Annotated in this window: 15 protein-coding genes; 8 read left to right on the top strand and 7 right to left on the bottom strand. The window is 34.6% G+C overall.

The window, feature by feature from the left end; all coding sequences use genetic code 11:
* Nucleotides 1–2 precede the first annotated feature (2 nt).
* A complete protein-coding gene (locus E0Y80_RS08310) occupies nt 3–3,134 on the bottom strand; it encodes a SusC/RagA family TonB-linked outer membrane protein (protein ID WP_156307367.1) in 3,132 nt (1,043 codons plus the stop codon).
* Between the two features lie 488 nt (nt 3,135–3,622).
* On the opposite strand from E0Y80_RS08310, the gene E0Y80_RS08305 reads away from it, so the two are divergent.
* Both E0Y80_RS08305 and E0Y80_RS08300 read left to right on the top strand, forming a co-directional pair.
* Nucleotides 3,623–5,869: an alpha-L-fucosidase gene (locus E0Y80_RS08305; protein ID WP_156307201.1), complete on the top strand. Its 2,247-nt coding sequence runs from the start codon at nt 3,623–3,625 to the stop codon at nt 5,867–5,869.
* 28 nt (nt 5,870–5,897) lie between these two features.
* Nucleotides 5,898–7,403 (top strand): arylsulfatase, encoded by a 1,506-nt coding sequence (locus tag E0Y80_RS08300; RefSeq protein ID WP_231595997.1) that lies wholly within the window; start codon nt 5,898–5,900, stop codon nt 7,401–7,403.
* 65 nt (nt 7,404–7,468) lie between these two features.
* Here the strand turns inward: E0Y80_RS08300 and E0Y80_RS08295 are convergent, their stop codons facing one another.
* From E0Y80_RS08295 to E0Y80_RS08285, 3 genes are all read right to left on the bottom strand, one after another.
* A complete protein-coding gene (locus E0Y80_RS08295; protein WP_231595996.1) occupies nt 7,469–8,773 on the bottom strand; it encodes a glucosidase family protein in 1,305 nt (434 codons plus the stop codon).
* Between the two features lie 176 nt (nt 8,774–8,949).
* Nucleotides 8,950–9,372 carry a response regulator gene (locus E0Y80_RS08290; RefSeq protein ID WP_156307200.1) on the bottom strand — a complete coding sequence of 141 codons (423 nt, stop codon included), beginning with the start codon at nt 9,370–9,372 and terminating at the stop codon, nt 8,950–8,952.
* Between the two features lie 11 nt (nt 9,373–9,383).
* Entirely contained in the window at nt 9,384–10,886 is a 1,503-nt protein-coding gene (locus E0Y80_RS08285) for a PAS domain-containing protein (protein ID WP_156307199.1), read from the bottom strand.
* Between the two features lie 749 nt (nt 10,887–11,635).
* Between E0Y80_RS08285 and E0Y80_RS08280 the strand changes: the two genes are divergently transcribed.
* Genes E0Y80_RS08280 through E0Y80_RS08265 form a run of 4 tightly spaced genes read left to right on the top strand, consistent with a single transcriptional unit; the run spans nt 11,636 to nt 16,861 of the window.
* Nucleotides 11,636–12,448 (top strand): hypothetical protein, encoded by an 813-nt coding sequence (locus E0Y80_RS08280; protein ID WP_156307198.1) that lies wholly within the window; start codon nt 11,636–11,638, stop codon nt 12,446–12,448.
* Between the two features lie 6 nt (nt 12,449–12,454).
* A complete protein-coding gene (locus tag E0Y80_RS08275; RefSeq protein ID WP_156307197.1) occupies nt 12,455–13,555 on the top strand; it encodes a ThiF family adenylyltransferase in 1,101 nt (366 codons plus the stop codon).
* An 8-nt stretch (nt 13,556–13,563) separates the two neighbouring features.
* Nucleotides 13,564–15,729, top strand: a complete 2,166-nt coding sequence (locus tag E0Y80_RS08270) for a sensor histidine kinase (protein ID WP_156307196.1) — start codon at nt 13,564–13,566, stop codon at nt 15,727–15,729.
* Nucleotides 15,730–15,772: 43 nt separating this feature from the next.
* Complete coding sequence (locus E0Y80_RS08265; RefSeq protein ID WP_156307195.1) at nt 15,773–16,861, top strand: hybrid sensor histidine kinase/response regulator; 1,089 nt, start codon at nt 15,773–15,775, stop codon at nt 16,859–16,861.
* A 17-nt stretch (nt 16,862–16,878) separates the two neighbouring features.
* Here the strand turns inward: E0Y80_RS08265 and E0Y80_RS08260 are convergent, their stop codons facing one another.
* From E0Y80_RS08260 to E0Y80_RS08250, 3 genes are all read right to left on the bottom strand, one after another.
* Nucleotides 16,879–17,346, bottom strand: coding sequence for a response regulator (locus tag E0Y80_RS08260; protein ID WP_156307194.1), 468 nt, complete (start codon nt 17,344–17,346; stop codon nt 16,879–16,881).
* 151 nt (nt 17,347–17,497) lie between these two features.
* Nucleotides 17,498–18,736 carry a glycoside hydrolase family 88 protein gene (locus E0Y80_RS08255; RefSeq protein ID WP_156307193.1) on the bottom strand — a complete coding sequence of 413 codons (1,239 nt, stop codon included), beginning with the start codon at nt 18,734–18,736 and terminating at the stop codon, nt 17,498–17,500.
* A gap of 25 nt (nt 18,737–18,761) precedes the next feature.
* Nucleotides 18,762–20,030, bottom strand: coding sequence for a DUF2264 domain-containing protein (locus E0Y80_RS08250; protein ID WP_231595995.1), 1,269 nt, complete (start codon nt 20,028–20,030; stop codon nt 18,762–18,764).
* A 139-nt stretch (nt 20,031–20,169) separates the two neighbouring features.
* Between E0Y80_RS08250 and E0Y80_RS08245 the strand changes: the two genes are divergently transcribed.
* Both E0Y80_RS08245 and E0Y80_RS08240 read left to right on the top strand, forming a co-directional pair.
* On the top strand, nt 20,170–21,039 hold the full coding sequence (locus E0Y80_RS08245; RefSeq protein ID WP_156307192.1) for a helix-turn-helix domain-containing protein: 870 nt from the start codon (nt 20,170–20,172) through the stop codon (nt 21,037–21,039).
* A gap of 168 nt (nt 21,040–21,207) precedes the next feature.
* Nucleotides 21,208–22,710, top strand: coding sequence for an acyl-CoA dehydrogenase family protein (locus E0Y80_RS08240; protein ID WP_156307191.1), 1,503 nt, complete (start codon nt 21,208–21,210; stop codon nt 22,708–22,710).
* Nucleotides 22,711–22,746 lie beyond the last annotated feature (36 nt).

Here is a 22,746-nt window from a genome sequence, read left to right as displayed (position 1 = left end):
GATTAAAAGCTAACATTCATTCCGAATGAATAAGTTCGTTGAAAGGGATAGATCTGTCCATTAAGGCCTTCCGGATCAAGGCTAACCTTGAGGTTTGTCTTTTCGAAAAGGTTTTCACCGCTGAAGTAGACAAAGACACGTCCCAGTCCAATTTTTTGGACCACAGTGTTTGGGATGGAATAACCAAAGGTCAGGTTCTTCACCCTAAGGTAGCTTGCATCCTGAAGATAATGGTCGTTGGCTGCACCCAAAGATCGGCCACTGACTTCAGCAGCATATGCACGAACTGCAGGGAAGTAACCTCCCGGATTTTCAGGGGACCAGTGGTCCAGGTTCTGTACTGTAACATTGGTCCATGGCTGCGCATAGATACCCCAGAAATAAACATGGTTACCTCCTGGGTACCAATCCTTCTTGCCTACACCCTGCAGGAACACCCTTAAAGAGAACCCCTTGTACGAACCGTTCAGGTCGAAGCTATATGGCAACTGGGTGTAACTATTTCCGATAATGTCCATATCTCCATGGTCATCGAGTGTATTCTTTCCTGAATTAATTCTTGCATCTCCATTTTTATCCAAAAATTTGATGTCACCTATATATGAATTGTTACCCACATTTGAGTTACCAATATCTACCATACTCAAGGCGTCCAACTGTGCCTGGTTCTCAAATACCCCATCATAGGTATATCCCCAGATCTCGCCCAATCTCTGGCCTACATAATAATCCCCTAGGGAATTGGTCGGGTTGTCATACCTGGTAATGGTGGCTTTGTAATTTGAAAGTACAAAGGCCATGTCGTATGAAAATGGAGATCCTCCAAGGTCAAACTGGTCCTTCCATCCCAGACGCATGTCCCATCCGTCGGTCTTCAGGTCTCCTGCGTTCATTTTAGGCGATCCCGTTCCAAAGACCCCGGGCAGTGTTCTGCCCTTGACCAACATGTCCTTCGTGGTCCTTGTATATTTGTCGAATGTCAGGTTCAGCCTGTTGTCCAGGAGTGCCAGGTCGACACCGAAATTCACGGTCGATACCTTTTCCCAGGTGAAGGAAGATGAAACTGCGCCCGGAGGGTTGAGTCCCGAAGGTCGTTCGCTTCCAAGTACCCAGCCGATCTTTCCTACGCCCAATGTCGGTACAAAGGAATAGTTGGCTACGTTCTGGTTGCCCAGGTTACCATAGGATGCCCTGAATTTCAGGTGGTTGACAGTTGGTTTTATGGCATTGAAAAATGGCTCTTCAGAAACGACCCATCCTGCAGATGCAGAGGGGAAGAATCCCCAACGGTCCCCATCGGGGAACTTGGAGGAACCGTCGTAGCGACCGTTGAATTCCAGCAGGTATCTGTTGTTGAAGGCATAGTTCAATCTGTAGAACAGTCCCTGTACCGCCCAGTCGTCAACCGTATTTCTAGTTGTCATCGTGCCTGATGCCAGTTCCAACGTTGGAAGGTCAGGGGAGAGGAGGTTGTTCCTGCTCATGGACGTCCATTCGTTCTTACGGTATTCCTGATTATAACCAAGGACTGCGGTTATACTATGATTTTCAATGACCTTCTTGAATGTCGTGAAGATATTGAATACATCGTATCTGTTGTTGTCATTAGCTTTAGAGGCATAGGAGGTTGTTGACCCTGCATACTTGACCTCTGTTTCTGGTCCAGTCCTGTAGGGAATTGGAACATCGTAAGAACTCGTATTACCAGAGGTCCTTCGAAAGGTTGCATCTCCCTGAATGTCCCAGATCCCCTTTATTATCGACGCTTTTGCAAAGAACGAGGTCTGGAATTCATTGATCTTACTGATCTTCCGTCCACCGTCCTGCATCCTCCCTAATAATCCAGCACCTGCCGATGTCCAACTTCCGTCCGGATTTTTAGGAACGTCCAGTGAACTTGTCCTATTCACATTCCAGAAGAAATCTCCATCCATAAAAACCGGCGAATTGTAATCACGCATGGTTAAAAGAGTATTGGTTCCGAAAGAGAGCCAGTCGGTCAACTGAAGGTCGGCCTTTCCTCGGATATTGTACCTGTTGAGTACGTCCTCGCCATATTTCAGCATACCGTCCTGACGGTAATATTCTCCGGAAAACAGGTAGGAAAGATTTTCCGAGCGCTTACCAATGTTCAAGTTGAATGTGTTGGTCGGAGCAACCTTTTTATATGCTTCTTCCATCCAGTCCGTCGAACCGTAGTACATATAGTTCAGTTTGTTGGTCGGGTCGATGATTACCCTCGGTAGGCTTGGATCGTTTTGAATCTGCTGTGCATATTCGCGAACTGCATCGGGAAATAGGTCATATAAAGGAGCGGCAGCCTGCCTTTTGTATTCCATGACCGTCAGCGGGTCGGTTACCACCTCCGGCATCTTGCCGACGGTCCTATAGGAAGAGTTGTAGCCAAAATCTACTTGTACCTTATCGGTCTTGGCATTCTTTGTTGTGATGAGCACGATTCCAAAGGCCGCCCTTGCTCCGTAAATTGCCGCGGATGAGGCGTCCTTCAGGACGGTCACCGATTCAAAGTCATTGGGGTTCAGCCTTGCGACCTCGTCCTCAGAATACGGAACGTTGTCCACTAGGATCAGTGGTCCGCCGCCATTGATGGAGGTTGTACCCCGGATATTGAAGGATGCGCCTTGGGATGGATTCCCGCTGGGATTGGTTATGTTCAGGTTGGGGATCAGTCCCTGCAGGGCGGAACCCAGGTTTGTAACTGGCCTGTTCTCCAGTTGTTTGGAGGTGATCTGGTCCACGGCGCCTGTGAGGTTGACCTTCTTCTGTGTCCCGTATCCCACTACCACCATCTCGTCCAGCGCGGCAACCTTTTCAAAAAGCTGAACGTGCAGGTTTTCCTTGGCTAGAACTTCCTGGGTTTCATAGCCAATGGAGCTCACGATGAGGACTGCGTCCTTGGGAACCCTGACCTCAAACTTTCCGTCGGATCCCGTTTTGGTAATTGCATTCGCACTGCTTTTTAAAGTAACCGAGGCTCCCGCCAAAGGTTTCCCATCTGCTGTTACCGAGCCCTGGACAGTGATCTCTTCTTGTTGGAAATAATAATTTGTGGAATGTGGATTGGTTTCGGCAAATGCTCCGTTGCTGCTCAATAGCAGGGCGATTGAAAGCATTGAACCAAAATTTGTTGCTCGAAAAATTGGACAGACGATTACCTTCCCCAATTTTGAAACGAGGTGATTATTTTTCATATTTGAACAATAAAAATTAATTAATAAAAGCTTGATCGATTTTTTTAGGGGATGTTGCAGCATCTCCTTTTTTTTCTCTAATTGACTTTATTCATACGCAGGTTGTTTATTCTTTTTGGTTAGCTCATTTTTGGTTTATATAAAACGAATGAACTCAAAAAAGTTTATATATACTAATTATTTCTTCAAATTTTATTCAAAAAAACAATTTAAAGTTTAGTATAACTTAAAATTCAAATTAAGAAATTGTTAATATTTATCTAATTTGAAAGCGACTTTTTAAAAATATTTGGAAATCAATAAAAATGAGTTAATGGAGTTTTAGTTTTTGCTAAAATAGGTTCAATTTATGCCAAGGTGATCCTGTAATTTTAAAAATATTTTGACCTTATATAGCCGAAAACAAAAAAATGAACAAAAGAATCAATCTACTATTGCTCTTAAGTTGTGTAACAACCATAGGGATTAGCCAAGAACTATTAAAAGGTAATTCGCTTCCAATAAAAAATACATATAGTATTAATCAATCTGATACTCCTGAAGAAATAATCAGAAAAGCAGCACATGTGGTTCCAACAAAAAATCAATATGATGCCTTGAAAGATGAATTTATTGCCTTTATACATGTTGGGCCGAATACATTTACTAAAATGGAGTGGGGAAATGGTAAAGAGGACCCTGCGATTTTTGATCTAAAAACATTGGATACAGATCAATGGTGCAAAAGCATGAAAGACGCAGGGATGACCAAAGTTATTTTTACTGCAAAACATCATGATGGATTTGTTTTGTGGCAAAGTCGATATACTAAGCACGGCGTTATGTCCACAGGTTTTAGAAATGGGGAAGGAGATGTTTTAAAAGATCTGGCTGCATCCTGTCAAAAGTTTGGACTTAAATTGGGAATATATTTGTCACCAGCCGACCTATTCCAAATAGAAAATCCAGATGGTTTATATGGTAACTTAAGTAAATATTCAGATAGGTCCATCCCTAGAAAAGTAGAAGGTCGTCCATTTAGTAATAACAAAACCTTTACATTTAATGTAGATGATTATAATGAATATTTCCTAAATCAATTATTCGAACTATTAACAGAATATGGACCTATCCATGAGGTCTGGTTTGATGGTGCACATCCAAAAACAAAGGGTGGGCAAAAATATAATCGTACTGCCTGGAAAGAATTAATTCATACTCTTGCACCTGATGCTATCATATTTGGAATGGAAGATTTACGTTGGTGCGGGAATGAATCGGGAGGAACTAGGTCAAGTGAATGGAATGTAATTCCATATGCCCAAGATCCTTATACTTTAGATACTCATAAAGATTTAACTGATGAAGACTTAGGAAGTAGAGAGGCAATTCAGGGAGCTAAATTTCTTCATTATCAGCCTGCCGAAACTAATACATCCATCCGTGAAGGTTGGTTTTATCGAGATGATAATTTTCAAAAAGTAAGAAGCACGGATGATGTATTTGATATCTATGAAAGATCTGTAGGTGGAAATTCAATTTTCTTATTGAATATTCCTCCTAATCGTGACGGTAAATTCTCTCCTGAAGATGTCAATGTTTTAAAAGAAGTAGGTACAAGAATTAAATCAACGTATTCAAATAATCTATTAAAAAATGCTAAGGTTGATAAATCGTTAATTGACAATGATTTAAAAACAAAATTAGTTTTAAAGGCCAATCAGGATCAAATTGAAATTCCTTTATCAAAGGAAACAACTTTGAATAGGTTTGTGATACAAGAAGCTATCGATACCAATGGTGAACGAATTGAAAAGCTTGCATTAGATGCTTGGATTGATGGAAACTGGAAAGAAATCAGCCATAGTACAAATGTAGGTTTTAAAAGGATATTACGTTTTCCACAAATCAAAACAAATAAATTACGTTTGAGAATATTAGAAAGCCGAGCGATTCCTGTATTGAGTAATTTAGGAGCTTATTTGGCACCTAATACTCCTCCGCAATTGGCAATTTTACGTAATGTGGATGGGAAAATTAAAATTGAACCTAAAAAGCATGAATTTGGATGGAAACCACACGGTGAAGATATTTTAAAAAATCTGAGTGCAGATTTTAAAATATTTTATACAACTGATGGAACTACCCCAAATAAAAACTCAAATTTGTACCAAGGAGAATTCATTCCTAAAAGTAATCAAATTAAAGCCATTGCTATCTCTAAAGAAGGGCAAATTGGATCAGTCGTTTCAAAGGAAATTGGAATTGAAAAAAAGACTTGGAAAATAATTGAAAAGAGCTCTGAAACTAAAGGGCATGAATCAAATTTAATATTTGACGAAAATCCGGATACCTATTGGAATTCCCAATCGAATAATAATGGGCTGTTTGTAATCATTGATTTAGGAAAATCCGAACTTTTAAAGAGTTTTGCTTATACACCACAACGCCAAAATGAAAAGGGAATGCTTGAGCTAGGGAAAATTTATAGTAGTAATGATGGTACCAATTGGAAATTAATTGATTCGTTTGAATTTGGAAATCTTATTAACGACCCTAGCACTAGGACATTCAGGTTTAAAAATCCTGTGAATACAAAATTTATTAAAATTGAAGCTGATAAAATAGCAAGAGATGATAAATCACTTAGTATTGCTGAGTTAGACTTCTACAACTAATTTATTAAGCTAAACTGGAAATATAATCATGCATATATATAATTGCAAATCTATTTTGATTTCCATTTTGTTCATGTTGTATGTTAATTGGGGTTTATTTGCTCAAAATCAATCAAATAACAAACCCAATATTATTTATATCTACGCAGATGATATGGGTTATGCTGAACTAGGTTCTTATGGACAAAAGTTAATTCATACCCCAAATTTGGATAAATTAGCTAAGGAAGGGGTTCGTTTTACCCAGCATTACAGTTCAGCTCCAGTTTGTGCTCCTTCACGTGCAATGTTGATGACGGGGAAGCATTCGGGGAATTCTTATATCCGTGGTAATTATGAATTAGGAGGGTTTCAGGATGAAAAAGAAGCTGGACAAATGCCACTTCCAGAAGGAATTTATACAATTCCCAAAATGTTAAAATCAGTTGGATATAAAACTGGGATTGTTGGCAAATGGGGGTTAGGTATGGCCAATACTACAGGGGATCCTCAAAAACAAGGCTTTGATTATGCATACGGATATCTTGATCAAAAACAAGCCCATAATTTTTATCCGACACACCTTTGGGAAAACGGAAGATGGGATACTTTAGAAAACGAATATCGCTTTGTTCATGAGCAATTAGATCCTGAAAATTTCAAAAATGAGGACTTTGAAAAATTTAAAGGAAAGGTTTATGCTCCTGAAAAAATGACTTCAAAAGCATTGAAGTTTATTAAAGAAAATAGCAATAGTCCATTTTTTCTGTATTTACCTTATACCATTCCGCATGTCTCTTTGCAAGCTCCAGACTCATATATCAAAAAATATATCGGTAAATTCCCTGGTGAAAAGCCTTATTTTGGTCAAAATGGGTATGTACCTTCACAATACCCACTGTCAACTTATGCTGCAATGATTACTTATCTCGATGATCAGGTTGGGATTATTCTAAATAAACTTGAAGAACTGGGTCTAGAGGATAATACCATTGTCATGTTTTCAAGTGATAATGGAGCAACATTCAATGGTGGTGTACAACCTGAGTATTTCAAAAGTGTTGGAAATTTGAGAGGTCTAAAAATGGATGTCTACGAAGGTGGAATCAGGGTCCCATTTATTGCAAAATGGCCTAATAAATTTCCGAAAAATAAAGTTTCTAATCATATTTCAGTTCAATATGACTTAATGGCAACATTGGCTGATATACTGAAAATTGATCATATAAAAACAGATGGAGAATCTATGGTGCCAGCTTTGCTTGGGCAAGAAGATAGTCTAAATAAACGGTATTTATATTTTGAATATCCAGAAAAGGGCGGTCAAATTGCGATTCGAAGGGGTAAATGGAAGGCTGTAAAAACAAATGTTAAAGAGAAAGGCTCTAATAATACAGATTGGCAACTGTACAATCTTGCGAATGATCCAATGGAAGAAAAGGATATTGCAGAGGATAATTTAAATTTTTTAAAAACCTTTGATGATATTGTAATAAAAGAGCATCATCCTTCACATATAAAAGAATGGGAGTTTATCAATCCTCTTTTTAATTAAAGGAGTTGATAAAAAAATAAGGCTGTCCGATTTGTCGGTCAGCCTTATTTTTTTTATCGATTTTTTTATTTGTTTTCTTTAGCCCATTCGCGGAATAGTTGGATAGATTTGCTCAAAACCCCTGCTGATCCTTTGAATTTTCCGGAACCACTCGGTACATCATTCATGCCATACCATTCATAAAACCCTTGATTTTTGATCACACGGTCTAACATTGGACGAACTTCCACATATGCTTCTTCAATAAAGCCATTTTTGATTAATTGTTGAATCATTCTTCCACCAAACCATGTCCAATCACCACCATTTTGGTAGTGGTAAGGCTTTTCCATCCAGCCTTTAAAAAAACCTTCAGGATAAGTTGGATAAATTGTTAACCCTATACTGGGCATCCCTGATTTTTTTACATTTTCAACCATCTTCTTATTAACAATTGCAATCTCTTCCTTGTTTAAAAAGCCTGCTTCTATTGCAACACTTGTTCCGCCATGATAATGGATTTGATTTTCATCGAAATCTTTTGGAAGTGGTGATTCTTCAGGATAGATATGTGGAATGAATTTTTGATTTTTTTTGTCCCATAAATGTGTTTTTGAATTCTTTGCAATTTGATCTTTTAGCACTTTCCATTCTTCTGCCTTAGGATTATTTGCTGCAAATTTGATTAGATAATCTAAAGCAATTACAAACATTGCATTATCATAAACATCAATCGCCTCATTGGAAAGGTTATTCCAATCACATCCAAAATCATCATGCGGTTGTACATCACCCCAATCTGCAGTCATTGCACCCCATAATAAGCCATACTCCTTATTATACCTTTCCTTCATCAGATATTGAATCATCAAATCAATTCTGCTGATCACATCAATACCTCCAATTTTTTCGGAAAGAATTGTTGTATCGCCTGTCTTTTCAATGTATTTCCCTAATAGCTGAATTAAAGAGGTTTCCTGATCAGTTTCAACAGTATTCTTAAATCCTACATGTTCCGGAGCATTTTTCGAATAATATGGTGTATCATCAAACCATGTAAAATCTTTCTTAACAACATATCCATCTACCATTTCCCCATTTTCTTGCTGCAATTTGAAAAACATCAAAACCGCACCCCTAACTTCATCTTTGCTTCTCTCATCTACTGCGGTTTCAATAAAAGTATTTAAATCCCTTGCCCAAATTTGAGAATAACCACTTCCTGCATTAAAACCCTCTTTAATTACTGCTCTTGCTAAACTATCGACTTGATTTAAGCTGGAGTCATTTAATATTTTTTCTGCTAAGGCTTTGTTGGCCCTCTCATTCTCTGATTGACAGGATTGAAACAATAGTGTGATTCCTAAAAATCCAATAAAAATTCTTTTCATTTTATGATTTGTATATACATACAATATAATCATAAAATTTTGTTTTATTCCAATTTTTGACGTGTTAAAAATATATAAATATGATTTATTGAAAAAATTAGATTTTAAATAGAGGATTTTTAATAAAGTTTGTGTAAACATTCGTTTACAGCTTTGCTATTGTTATTTTGGTTTGATTAATTCAACGTGGGTAAATTTGAATTATATGCCTCAATCTCTCGAAATAAGGTGCCGAAGGTTATTGGTTTTGTGAGGTAACTTATAGGTGGAATGCCAATTTTGCTATGATCCAAATCGGCTTTGCTAATGGAAGAACTAATAATATACATTTTAACTTGCTCATTATTTAATAACTCCTCGTTATAGATAGTCTCAAGTAATTCCCAGCCGTTCATAAGAGGCATATTGATATCAATAAATAATAATTGAGGTTGATTTTGGGGAATATTTTTATTGTTACGTAATGATTCTGCAGCACTATAACCGTCTGGAAATATTTCTAGGTCAATTGAAAAATTTGGGTATTGTTCAATCAACTTTTTGAATAAGAAGCAAAAAATAGAGTCATCATCAACTAAGGTTATTCTTAATTTATTCATATCATCCTAGTTTAAAAGGATTTGGGTAAAGAAATAATAATTTTATTTCCAACATCAGCAATTCGAAATATTTTGATGTTGCCCCCAAAAAAATAAATTTGTTGTTTGGCTATATGTAGTTCCATCTGGATATTTTCATCCATGGGTTCATTGCTATTTAGGACTTCTGAGGCAATTTCAAAACAGTGTTGTGAACTACAGTTATTTTCCATTGAAATAAGGATATCGTTTTCGTTTTCATTTGTACTTGCAATTATTTCGATAACCTTTCCTGGAACATATGTTTTTAATGATGAACTGATTAGATATTTAAAAATACTAAAAATATAATCCCCAGGAAATGAAATAACTTTTGTTTTAAAATCCTCAATAATTTGCAATTTATTGGTAGAAATTTCCTCAGTAAAAAATAATTTTACTTTATTAAACACCTCTTCAATTTGGGTGGTTTGACTTAGATTTTTATTTGAATTCTGCACATCAATTGTTTCAATCAAGTTATCAAATAAATTGAGAAACTTTTTGTTGCTAATTCTGAGTAATTCAATCAAATTTTTTTGCTGTTCATGACTTGTTTCGATTTCAAGTTGATTAATAATCATCTCGATATTACTAATAGGAGTCCTTAAGTTATGAGCTAGTATTTGATTGAATGTTTCTAATTGATTGATTTTTACTTTTAATTCGTAATTGATCTTTTCAAGTAGTTCATTCTGATGATTCAATTTAGTTTCATTGCTTTTGAAAAGGGAAAGGTCTTGAATTTGACAGAGGAAGTAGACGACCTTACCATGTTTATCTCGAACAGATGAAATATTTATTAAGCACCATATTACTTTATTTCCCCTTGCATAACATTCCGCTTCGATCATTGCTTTTTCCCGAATACCATGCTTTACTTCATCAAAAGCAACTTGGACATTTTCATGATGTGATTCGAGAATAAATTCTGGAACCTCCTTTTTCAACATTTCCTCAGGTTCATTATAACCTAAAATGTGTTGAAGTTCCATGCTATATTCTATAACTTTTAAAGATTTGCTAAGTAATAGCATGCCTATGGATGAATTCTGAAAAGCACGATTAAACTTTTCTTCCTTGATCTGAATTTTAGAGAGTAATTTTTGCTCCCTTGTTATATTGGTAATAACAACTGTTAATCTGTCAAATTTATTACTGATTATTTTGGTCTTAAGTTTATACCAGTGATCGTGATCCTCGTCAAAAGGGGATTTGTATTTAAGTACATATCCAGTCCGTTTTCGAATTGATTTTTCTATTATATACATGATAGTATTAGAAAATTCTGTAGGAAAAAGTTCTTTAACGGATTTATTGATGAGAAAGTTCTTATCGTAAAATAATTGTTCAGGATTTGCTGTCCAGCAATTTAATATAACACCTTGGTCGCTAACCTCAAATATAATATCATCTATAGATGAAACCAAGGAGTTAAAGTCTTTTATTCTTTCCTTTAGTTCATTTATTTCATCAAACATCTGATGCGTTTTCATAGTTCTAAAACTAAAACCCAAACTAATTAATAGTGGATGACATTAATAGTTAATAATAATTGTTTTTCTTCCGATAGACCGAGAATAAACAAATATAATAATATTAAATATAGAAAATATTCAATTCCTAATTATTTTAAAAATCCCTAAAATCGATACTTCATCCTTTAATTTTTATTAAATAAGATTAAAAAAAATTGTAACTTGCTCGTGTTAACCTAAGTACATTATTTAATGTTGCACAACTATTATTAAGACGTATAAAGTAAATCTAAAAAATGGGTAATTCGTTCTTTATTAGATGTTTTGTTGAAAGTTTATCTGCAAAATCTTTATTAGAAAGACCTGTAAGTAGATTGTGAAAAGCTGAATTTCTGAATTAAAAAAACAGAAGAAAGTAATTGGATATTTTTTTCGAGAATTTAATAAATTAAAGGTAGTTTAAATAAATTAACTTAAAAATTTTACTTCTTGATTTCAATCCAAATCTTATCTCTAATTCCTGTAAAAATCTAGGTAATGTTTTTTAGTGATTTTCAGTTAAAATACCAAACTAGGACCATCAATAATCTATAATTGGGTCATTATTAACTATAGAATTAAGGTAATTTTTCAATGGACAAAAATGGTTTTAAATAACTTACTTGTGAAGTGTTTAACTATAATGTTAAAGTACACAGTCGTTTTAATTGTGTATTTTTAGCTTTAAAATAAATTTTATTTTATTATTAAAATTAGCCAACAGAAAAGTGACATTAATAATTAAAAATGGTAGGCCTGTAGTTAGGTTAAGGGCATTTAGAGCGATTGATGACCCGGAAACATGTTTACGATTTATTAAAGGACACGAGCATGTATTGACTGCTATAGGTGTTAAAAAAGTAACGTCTTCAAAAGATGAATGGATGTATAATCCTGCAGCATTTGTTTTGATTGTAGAATCCTTAGATGGTGAAAATGTTTACGGAGGTGCTCGAATCCATGTAGCTGGTGGTACTCAATCTCTACCGATAGAGGAGGCTACTGGTATGATGGATGAAAAAATATTTGATCTCGTATGGTCATATGCTCAGAATGGAACGGGCGAAGGATGTGGCTTGTGGAATTCTAGAGAAATTGCAGGGTATGGTATAGGTAGTATTTTTTTGACAAGAGCTGCCATAGCAATTGCCCCAAAAATTGGTCTACATACTTTATTTGCTCTTTGTGCCCCATATACAGTCAACCTCACAAAAGCTGTAGGTTATAGGCAGGAAACAGGCGTAGGTAATAATGGAACATTCTATTATCCAAAATTAGACCTCTTGGCAACAACAATGCTTCTGGATGATGTTATTAACCTCCCTACTGCCTCTGAAGAAGACCGTGATGCAATCTTGGCATTAAGGGATTTAGATGTAGGTCCCAGAATCGAAACCCTTAGATCCAAAGAAATTGAAATTCATTATGACCTTAGTCTCAATGATTTAAAGGATTGGGATTTGAAATCCATAATTAATATGGCAAAGGGCCCTAGAACCTTGAATAAAAATATTAATCCTGATGATGTTATAATCTTGTAATACCTAATGAAAAAGACGAATACTTCCGTAAACTTATCTTACCAACCTATCTTCTTCGATAAATCAAATCCTAATGATATTTTAAAAATATCTGAATTAAAAGAAAATGGAAGCATATTGTTCGAGTTTGATGAAATCGAAAGGCAATTGAAAGATCTCTTTATTTGTCGATTTCCAAATTTTAATGCAAACGAAGAACATTTTTCCAATTTTATAGGTTCTATCGCTAATGGAAAGCATTTTGATGAAATTGGAGTTTGGGTTTTTTATCCATGGAAATATTCTTTAGTACATCTTTTAGATAAGCAAGACTTCCTTGAGGTTCGAACAAATCGTAACAAACAAAAGATCACGGAAGAAGAACAACAAATCTTGGAATCTAAAACGTTGGGAATAATTGGTCTTTCAGTAGGGCAGTCTGTTGCATTGACAATCGCATTGGAGAGAGGGTGTGGTAGGATGAAGCTTGCTGATTATGATACCCTAGATTTAAGTAATTTAAATCGGTTACGTACAGGTGTGTTTAATATTGGAGTTTCTAAAGTGATCCTAGCCGCTCGTGAAATTGCTGAAATTGACCCTTATATGGAAGTTGAGGTATTTCCTGAAGGAATAACTGACGATAATATGAATAACTTCCTTCAAGGAGATCATAAACTGAATCTGCTGATTGAGGTTTGCGATAACTTTGAGGTTAAAGTTGAAAGCCGTATAAAAGCTCGAGAATTGAATATCCCTGTGATTATGGAGACCAATGATCGAGGAATGCTAGATGTTGAAAGATTCGACCTAAACCCTACAATGCCTATTTTTCATGGACTTGCAGGTGATTTAAATATAAAGGATGTTAAATCCCTTGATAGTATTTCGAGAATGGGATTGTTGATGAAAATTGTCAATGCCAAAGATCTTTCGGAACGAATGAAGAATTCTTTACCAGAAATAGGTAAGTCTTTAAAATCATGGCCTCAACTAGCTTCTGAAGTCGTCCTTGGAGGTGGCATCACAGCTTGGGCATCAAGAAAATTGCTTTTAGGGTATCCGTTGAATTCGGGTAGAGTATATGTAGATATAGAAAAAATAATGAATATAAATGTCAATGATTAGTTGTTAAGATGAGTAGGTTAATTGCTTTTTCATTTTCTATAATTTTAATATTAGTAGGGCTTCGAACTGAGGCCGCTAATGACCCCGTTGTTTCTTTTGAAGGTCATGATTTAATGAATATTGGTAAATATTTATCTATTTACCAAGATGAATCTGGCAAAATGAATATTCAGGATGTCTTAAAGAACCCAAACCTATTTGTCCCGAGTAATTCTGAAGTGCCAAACCTTGGGATAGCAAATAATCCTAATTGGGTTAAGTTTGAAGTCGTCAATAATTCTGAAGAAAACAAAATTATAATTGATCTATCGCATCCAAATTTAGATTCTGTTAAATTTTACAGCATTATAAATTCTAAAATTGACAGTACCATTTACAAGGTTGGATCTGCTTATTCTGATCGAAAATTTCCTCATCAATTTTACCTTTTTGAATTGAAACTAAACAAAGGAGAAAAAGCTGAATGTTATTTTCAATTGCAGAATCAGACTCAAATCATTTTGCCTATTTCGATTCAGTCAGAAGCTGGCTTGTTTAAATTCTTGCAAAGAGAGGATATTCTTTCTGCAATTTATATTGGTTTGATGTTATCCTTGGTTTTGTATAATGCATTTTTATATCTAGCAACGGGAGAGAAACATTATCTAAATTATGTCAATTATATTTTTTGGGTTTTTGTTGCTCAAATGGCCGTTCTTGGTTTGATTGAGCGTGTTTTTGAAATTAGGAATGCATGGATATCTTCTCGAATATTGACTTTTTCTGGTGCACTTTCTGGAATCGGAGCGATCTTATTTGTGAAGTCATTTTTACATACTGCAGCTGAAGCTAAAAACTTCAATAAATTGTTGAATATCTTTCTTCTAGGGTATTTGTTTGCAATTGGACTACTACTTTTTGGATATATTTTACCTGCTTATAAAATTGTAAATATAGTAGCTGGAGGGGGAGCTGCAATTGTACTTATTTTCGCATTTGAGCTATCCAGAAGGAAATTTAGACAGACCAAATTTTTCCTATTTGCATGGTGTATTTTCTTAATTAGTGTGCTGGTATTTGTTCTAAAAGATTATGGTGTTTTACCAACAAATTTATTTACAGCCCGATCAGTTCAAATTGGCTCCGTTATCGAAGCATTATTGCTTTCTTTTGCATTAGCCGACAAGATAAATACATATCGTAAGGAAATGTTAGAGCTTCAGGTTCGGGAATTGGCTATCTCTCAAGAAAATGAAAAGTTAATTCGAGAACAAAATATTGTCTTAGAGCAAAAGGTAAAAGAGCGTACCGAAGAACTTCAGGAGTCAAATAAATCACTAAGCCTAACTTTAACAAACTTGAAAGAGGCTCAAGCACAGCTTGTGGAATCTGAAAAAATGGCCTCTTTAGGGCAATTAACTGCAGGAGTCGCCCATGAGATTAATAATCCCATCAATTTTGTCACCTCAAATGTTTCCCCCCTTAGAAGGGATGTGGGGATTTTACAGGATATCATAAATCAAATTGAGGAAATTGCATTGAACCAGGACTTAAGTATCGAAGAAAAACAAATCCAAATTCAGAATATAAAGCGCTTGAACGATTTGGATTACTTAAAGTCAGAAATTGACTTTTTATTGAAAGGTATAAAAGAGGGAGCTGAAAGAACGGCTGAAATTGTTAAAAGCTTGAGAATATTTTCTAGGATAGATGAAGATACCTTAAAGAAAGCTGATGTGAATGAATGCTTAGATTCTACTTTAGTCATATTGAACACGATGACAAAAGAAAAGATCATAGTTGAGAAGGTCTATCAAGACATTCCTATGATAGAATGTTATGCAGGTAAATTGAATCAGGTGTTTATGAATATTTTATCAAATGGCATATATGCTATTGAGAAAAAATATCATGAAAATCTTGAGGGTGTGTTAAGGATTGAGACGAAAATGAATAGTGATGATTCGAAAATTGAAATAAAAATAAAAGATAATGGTACGGGTATTCCTGATGAGGTTAAAAGCCGTATCTTTGAACCATTTTTTACTACCAAAGAAGTAGGTGAGGGAACCGGCCTAGGGATGTCAATTGCCTATAAAACAATTGAAAGGCATAATGGAAAGATCATTTTAGATTCAGAATTGGGTGTAGGAACAGAGTTCACAATTATTCTTCCTATTAGACAGGAAGTTTAAGTAAAAGAATTAATGGGTAGAAGGTCACATTAAAGGGTATATTATGGATAAGAATTATGAGATTTTGTACATTGATGATGAGTACAATAATTTAGTTGGGTTTAAGGCGGCATTGCGTTTTCGATATAATATTCATATTGCAAGTAATACTACTGATGCAGAAAATATTTTGATGACAAATCCGAATATAAGGGTAATATTCTGTGACCAAAAAATGCCAGGTGAAAATGGTATTGACTTCTTTAGTAGAATCAAGAAAGAATTTCCAAGACCAATACGTATTCTGATAACTGCATATGCAGATATGGATACCGTAATCGATTCCATTAACCGTGGTCATATTTTTAGATTTGTTAGAAAACCTTGGGAGGAAGCCGAAATAATTTCATGTATAGAAGAAGCAAACAAATTCTATGTAACGAATTCTTTATTGGATATAAGAAATGCTGAATTGCAAAAGGCATATGAGGAACTGGATAAATTTGCTTACAGCGTAAGTCATGATTTAAGAGACCCTTTAGCCGGAGTACTTGGAGCAATTAGAATAGCATTGGATTTCAAAAGCGTTGAACAAGTTCATGAGATTTTATTCCTCATGAAGAATTCCATTGTGAAACTTGAAGATTATATCAACAGTTTGCGCGATTATTACTTATTGAGAAGGGGAGAACTTAATCTGTCAAAAATAGATTTCAATTTAATATTTGATGATATTGTCGATTTCTATAAAATATATACTCAAAGTTCTGGTGTAGATATAATTATTGAGGTTTCGCAGGATAAAACATTCATAAACGATAAATCTATTCTTGAACTTATACTTCATAACCTTGTTTCAAATGCCATAAAGTATCAAAAATTAGATGGTTTAGAAAAGCAGGTTAAACTATCTGTTGAGACTGAAAATGGTCAAGCTATATTGTCAGTTGCTGATAATGGAATAGGGATTCCCCAAGCATTACAAGATGATATTTTCAAGTTATTTTTCAGGGCTAGTGATCAGGCGGCTGGAATGGGATTCGGTCTATATAATGTGAGAACCGCAGTGCAGAAATTAAAAGGAAATATTAGGGTAGAATCATCACCCGATTTAGGGTCCAAGTTTATAGTGACTATTCCTTCTAAGGAATAGTCATATTAAATCTTCAATTAGGATAATAATCTTTGGCGAAGTAAAAATTCAAGTTGTTCGTTTGAAATCTCTAATTTCGATTTTTGATCGATGATATTCATTTTGTTTTGAAAGATTTCAAAGGCACGATTAATGGTTTGACTTAATTCTTCTTCTTTCCAAGGTTTGTTCAAATAATGAAAAATCTTACCCTTATTAATGGCATCAACAACAGCACCCATATCTGTATAACCGGTTAATAGAATTCGCATAGGATCAGGCTTAATTTTTATAACCTTCTCTAAAAACTCTACACCAGTCATTTCAGGCATTCTCTGGTCCGTTATGATGACTTGAATATCATTATTACGAATAATATCTAATGCCTCTGCACCAGTGAGCGCAGTAAAAACATTATATTTAAACCTAAAAGTGGCTTTAAAAGAAAATAAATTGTTCTCTTCATCATCCAAATACAACACATTGATTTTATTTTCTGTATTCATTACTTTCTTTCTTGAAAAACTGTTTCAAAATTAGTAAATATTTGTGGTCACTTATAATTGATTTGAATATAATGAGAAAATTCATTAAATCTTTACGAATTAATGAATTTTGTTATTTAGTAATGAATATTTTGAGTTTTAATTACAATTTTTACTTTTTCAATTCTTTTAACCGAGTTAATCCTTCCAAAAAGTAATAATCTGCATATACTAGTGGACCATCTACCTCTGAGTTATGAGGTAAGCTTCCAACACTATGTTTCAATAAAAATCCTGAATTTGTTCCTGGATCGGCAAAATATGTCGGGCTAGACAATGTTTTTAAGGTTTCTTTTGCAAAATTTAGAAACATTTTTTTGTCCTTTCCTTCGCTGAAACTCGAAAGATCTATCAAAGCTGAGGCAGTGATAGCAGCAGCAGATGCGTCCCTAGGAATATAAGTAAGTTTTCTTGCAGAAAAGTCAACATCTGATTGATATCCTTTTTCATTTGCATTAAAATCCCAATAAGGAATCTTATCTTTTGGTAAATTAGGATGATAAATATAAAATTTTGCAGCTTCTTGAGCGGTCTTTAAATAGGCTGGATTATTTGTTTCCTTATACATCATTGTAAATCCATAAATAGCCCATGCCTGTCCTCTTGCCCAAGTTGATTGATCTGAGAAACCTTGATTAGTTTGTTTATGAATTGCCTTTCCTTTATCATCATAATCAACGACATGATAGGTGCTGAAATCTTCTCTAAAATGGTTTTCCATTGTTTTATGAGCATGACTATTTGCAACATCTATATATCTTGAATTTCCTGTTTCCTTTGTGGCATAGCTCAACATTTCCAAATTCATCATGTTGTCAATAATAACTGGGTATTTCCAAATTGTCTTATTATCCCAAGCCTTCTTTTCATTCCATGACTTGATGAGTCCTACCTTTTCATCGAATCTTTTTAATGCAGTGTTGGAGGAATGAAGGATGATGTCTCTGTATTCTGTTACCTTTTGAGGATTATCTAAGTATTTAATTGCATTTCCGTAAGAACAAAACATGACAAAGCCAATATCATGATGCTGGTCTAGGTCTTTTGCTTTTTCCAAAGCTTCTGTCCATTTGATAGCATCATTTTTTATTTTTTCAGATCCTGTCTGATGATAAATCAACCATAATGATCCAGGAAAAAAACCTCCAGTCCAGTCCCATTCATTTGTAACTATAAGTTTACCTTCTTTTTCCGTCCTCGGGAATTTATTAGTCTGATTTGATTCCTTTATTAAAAGCTCGTATTGCTTTTCAGCTTTTTTAAATGTTTCATCAATAAAATCTGTTTTTTGTGGGGTCATTCCCAAAGTCAATGCTAGAATAAGGGTAGTTAATAAGTATTTCTTTATCATGAAATTTGTCGGATTTAATATTCATTTAGTATTTAACTTGATAATCTTTTGGAAATTTCTTTCCTGAAAAGGCTTTTTTTGAAGTCCAATCTTCAGGGTCTGAAATCCAGAATTCATCATCTGCAGGTAATCCCAAAGGTAGAAAGGATAGTGAAGCTTCATAAAGAGATCCGGCATTAGTATAAGTATCGGCTATGTTTCCTTGTTCAGAAGTTGTAAAACCTAAAATCAACCATCCATGTTTATCATAGAGATCAAATTTGTAAATGTTTTTTAAAATGGCAGTAAGTCCAGCGCGTATTTGACCGTAGGAAATACCTTCAGGAATTTTTTTGTCTAACGCAACTTGTGCTAGTGGTTGGAATGCTCCATTTCTATATGTGGAACTTCTTCCAATTATGGGATAGAAACCTTCTGGAGAGATCAGTCTTTCCTGCTGTTGTGCATATCTTTGCATCCTTTTATAAGCACGGTCGTACTTTTCCTGATACTTTCCTTCCTTAAGGTTATGTTTTAAAGTCTCAACTAACATGCAATGTATGATATAGCCATTGTAATAATCGAAAGCAAAATGATTTCCGTCGCTATACCAGCCGTCTCCAACATACCAATCTTGATCGAATTTATTGATGGCTTCATCAATCTTTTCACGTTGTGGTTCAACTCCAACGCTGTACAGAAAGGTTTCTGTTATTGCTGAAAACAAAAGCCAATTATTTTGACCTGGTTTAATCCAGCGAATATGCTTTAGTTCTTCAATTAAATGTTGTTTGGTTTCATTAGATAATGGTTCCCATAATGCATGTGGTGCCCTTAATATTCCTAAAGCTAAATGTGCTGCATCAACTAAGGTTTGACTTGAATTATCTCTCCAGGCAAAGTAATCAGGAGATCTTGGATCGACACAATTTTTGATCCCAAGTAATGCTTGTTCCTTGAATTTCAGCCTTAACTTTCCCTCCTCTGTTTGATCATCTTTTAAGCCTAACCATGGCCCCATACCAGCGAGGAGCCTCCCAAAAGCCTCAAGATACCCTACTTTAGGATTTCTACTGTCGTAAGATTCTGAAACAACCATAGGCATGTTTTTTTGAAAAGTCCCTTTACTTAAATTCTCCAATATTGGAGTCGCCATAGTGCTCAATATTGATACCCAATAAGAACGGTCATTTGTTTTTTTTGACAAGGAATCGGATTGGTTTGAGGGATGGTGGTTGGGCAAAGCACTTTTTATTGGGAGTGTCATACTACTCAATAATAATCCAGCATGCTGTAACCAGGTTCTTCTTTTCATTTTTTGGAAATTTATTGGGTATAGGTTTTTTAAACTTATTCCAATATACTTTTTTTCGAATTAATAATCTTGTAATATTTATGATATTGCCCATCTTCCTTCAAATTTGTTAAGTTTGTTTTCATAGATCTATATTAAAATGGACAAAAACAAAATCAATGCAGACGAATTTGTAGAGAAGTTTATGGATGGTTCTTTAAATCATCTAACATATATACAAACCCCAATTAAAATTTTTCCACTGCACGATATCGCACCATATTTAAAGACACCAATTCCACCTATTTTTTTTGGTTATAATTTGATTATTTACATAAATAAAGGACATTTTAAACATCAAATAGAATCAACCTCTTATATGGTTCAAGCACCAGCAATCCTTATTTCTAACTATGGTAATATTTCTGCTATCGACTCAGTAGATAAATCTGCCCAAGGATTTTGTGTTTTAATCAAGGAACAGGCAATGACATCGCTCTTCCGAGAACAGGAAATATTAAATATTTTTACAATTTCTCCGCTTATAAATCTTATCGATCAAGATGATTTAGAATTGAATAACTTATTAGGACTCCTCTACAAAGAAATCTATTCTGATAAACCTTATAAGGAATATTATGAAAGCATATTCAAAACCGTTATGCTTAAAATTATTAAAATTTCAGACTCAAACAGATCATTGGCAAGGCGCCAGGAAATAGCAATTTCATTTAAGCAACTCGTTCATTTACATTATAGTAAAGAAAAGTCTGTTAGTTTCTATGCAGATAAACTTTTGGTTTCCGTTAATTACCTGAATCGCTGTGTGTCTTCCGTATTTAAAAAAACATCCAAACAATTGATTTTAGAAGTCGCAATTATTCATAGCCAATTATTGTTACTAGAGACAAATAAAAGTGTAGCTTCAATTGCTTATGAACTAGAATTTGATGACCCATCTTATTTTACGAGATTGTTCAAAAAAATTGTTGGAATATCCCCGTCCGAATATAGAAATAGAATAATTTAACCAAATTTAACGTCAATGCACGATTTGTCCTATTTATTGACGGATTTCTCATAGCCTTTCTATACATATCATACTAATTTTACAATTGAAGTTTATTTTCGGAAAATAATCTTTAGCTGGCATACGATTTTATGCCCAATAAATTGATTGTAAAAAATAAAAAATAATATGAACGGAGTAATAGAGCACATAGATTTTGACAGCTATATCTCATCATTTAGAAAACATTTATATCACATCTTTAGAGAAGAATTTGATTATAGTTCAATTAGCTTAAAAAGGGATTTTCCTGCAGAATTTCTTTCTGAAATAATGAAGAAAAAACCACTTGCAGTTGCTATTCCTAAAATCCACGGAGGTAGAGGAGTTTCAGTTAAAGAATGTTTGGGGGTTTTGTCTGCTGCATCCTACGAATCATTGGCGCTTTCATTAATGTTTGGAATTAATATCGCATTATTCTTAGAGCCGCTTGCTAAATATGGTAATTTTTCAGTACAGGAGAGAGTGTTTAAACAATTCCTCGAAAACAATGCAATGGGTGGCTTAATGATTACTGAAAAGGCTTATGGAAGTGATGCATTAAACATGAAGACTGGATATGAACAAATTGCCGATTCTTATAAAATTAAAGGTGAAAAACATTGGCAAGGATTAAGTGGTGCTGCTGATTTTTGGTTGGTAACTGCTCGTAAATATTCAGCAAATGGTGAATTGACCAGAGATATCGATTTTTTCTTAACAGAAAATAAAAAATCTGAGCAACACATTCCGATGGTTGAACGATATAATAACTTAGGATTATATGCAATTCCTTATGGAGTAAATCCGATTGATGTAGTTGTTCCTGAGGACCAAAAATTAATTCCTGAAAGTACGGGTATTAAATTGATGCTGGACATGCTTCATAGAAGCAGATTGCAGTTTCCAGGTATGGGACTTGGTTTTATTAAAAGATTAATGGATGAATCTTTGCAGCATTGTCAGACTAGAATTGTAGGCGGAAATCCCTTGCTAAACATTGATGCTGTAAAATATCAGTTAGCAAGAATTCAAGCTGCATTTACTATTTGTTCTGGAATGTGTGCATTTAGCGTTGAAACAAGTGGTATTGAAAATGACCTCGCTTCAATGAGTATCGAGGCAAATACATTAAAGGCTTTGGTAACTGATTTAATGCAAGAATCTGCCCAGATAAGTCTGCAGTTAGCAGGTGCTAATGGATATCGATTGGATCATATCGCTGGAAGATCCGTTGTGGATAGTAGACCATTCCAGATTTTTGAAGGTTCTAATGAAATGTTATATTCACAAATCGCAGAAGCGGTGCTTAAATTGATGCGTAAATCCAAAGAATCTAATCTTTACCAATTCTTAAATGGATATACCAATTCGAATATGAGTGCTTCATATTTTAAATCCCAATTAGACTTCAATGTCGATTCAAATATTAGTCAAAGAGATTTAGTAACAATAGGAAGAATGATTGCCCGCGTTTTAAGCTTCCAGTTTGTTCTTAAAATGAATGGCTTTAATTCTGAACTTGTCGAAATAACACGTCAACATATGTTAATGGATTTGAATATGTTCTTAGGACAATTATCAAGTAAAAATACAGCTAATCCAATAGTTGATTACCAAGATAATTCTGATTGGATGAAATTCTTGTCATAAACGTTTGTACAAAAAAAATCAAATATTTTTATTTAG

It is taken from the genome of Sphingobacterium endophyticum (assembly GCF_009733535.1).
Classification (GTDB): domain Bacteria; phylum Bacteroidota; class Bacteroidia; order Sphingobacteriales; family Sphingobacteriaceae; genus Sphingobacterium; species Sphingobacterium endophyticum.
The sequence above is the reverse complement of the archived record's forward strand: the minus strand, read 5'-3'. Positions and strand labels throughout refer to the sequence as shown.

Bases quoted from the DNA above. Each gene is read 5' to 3' on its own strand.
- E0Y80_RS08310 (WP_156307367.1), bottom strand. From the start codon at position 3,134: ATGCTTTCAATCGCCCTGCTATTGAGCAGCAACGGAGCATTTGCCGAA.
- E0Y80_RS08305 (WP_156307201.1), top strand. From the start codon at position 3,623: ATGAACAAAAGAATCAATCTACTATTGCTCTTAAGTTGTGTAACAACC.
- E0Y80_RS08300 (WP_231595997.1), top strand. From the start codon at position 5,898: ATGCATATATATAATTGCAAATCTATTTTGATTTCCATTTTGTTCATG.
- E0Y80_RS08295 (WP_231595996.1), bottom strand. From the start codon at position 8,773: ATGAAAAGAATTTTTATTGGATTTTTAGGAATCACACTATTGTTTCAA.
- E0Y80_RS08290 (WP_156307200.1), bottom strand. From the start codon at position 9,372: ATGAATAAATTAAGAATAACCTTAGTTGATGATGACTCTATTTTTTGC.
- E0Y80_RS08285 (WP_156307199.1), bottom strand. From the start codon at position 10,886: ATGAAAACGCATCAGATGTTTGATGAAATAAATGAACTAAAGGAAAGA.
- E0Y80_RS08275 (WP_156307197.1), top strand. From the start codon at position 12,455: ATGAAAAAGACGAATACTTCCGTAAACTTATCTTACCAACCTATCTTC.
- E0Y80_RS08270 (WP_156307196.1), top strand. From the start codon at position 13,564: ATGAGTAGGTTAATTGCTTTTTCATTTTCTATAATTTTAATATTAGTA.
- E0Y80_RS08265 (WP_156307195.1), top strand. From the start codon at position 15,773: ATGGATAAGAATTATGAGATTTTGTACATTGATGATGAGTACAATAAT.
- E0Y80_RS08260 (WP_156307194.1), bottom strand. From the start codon at position 17,346: ATGAATACAGAAAATAAAATCAATGTGTTGTATTTGGATGATGAAGAG.
- E0Y80_RS08255 (WP_156307193.1), bottom strand. From the start codon at position 18,736: ATGATAAAGAAATACTTATTAACTACCCTTATTCTAGCATTGACTTTG.
- E0Y80_RS08250 (WP_231595995.1), bottom strand. From the start codon at position 20,030: ATGAAAAGAAGAACCTGGTTACAGCATGCTGGATTATTATTGAGTAGT.
- E0Y80_RS08245 (WP_156307192.1), top strand. From the start codon at position 20,170: ATGGACAAAAACAAAATCAATGCAGACGAATTTGTAGAGAAGTTTATG.
- E0Y80_RS08240 (WP_156307191.1), top strand. From the start codon at position 21,208: ATGAACGGAGTAATAGAGCACATAGATTTTGACAGCTATATCTCATCA.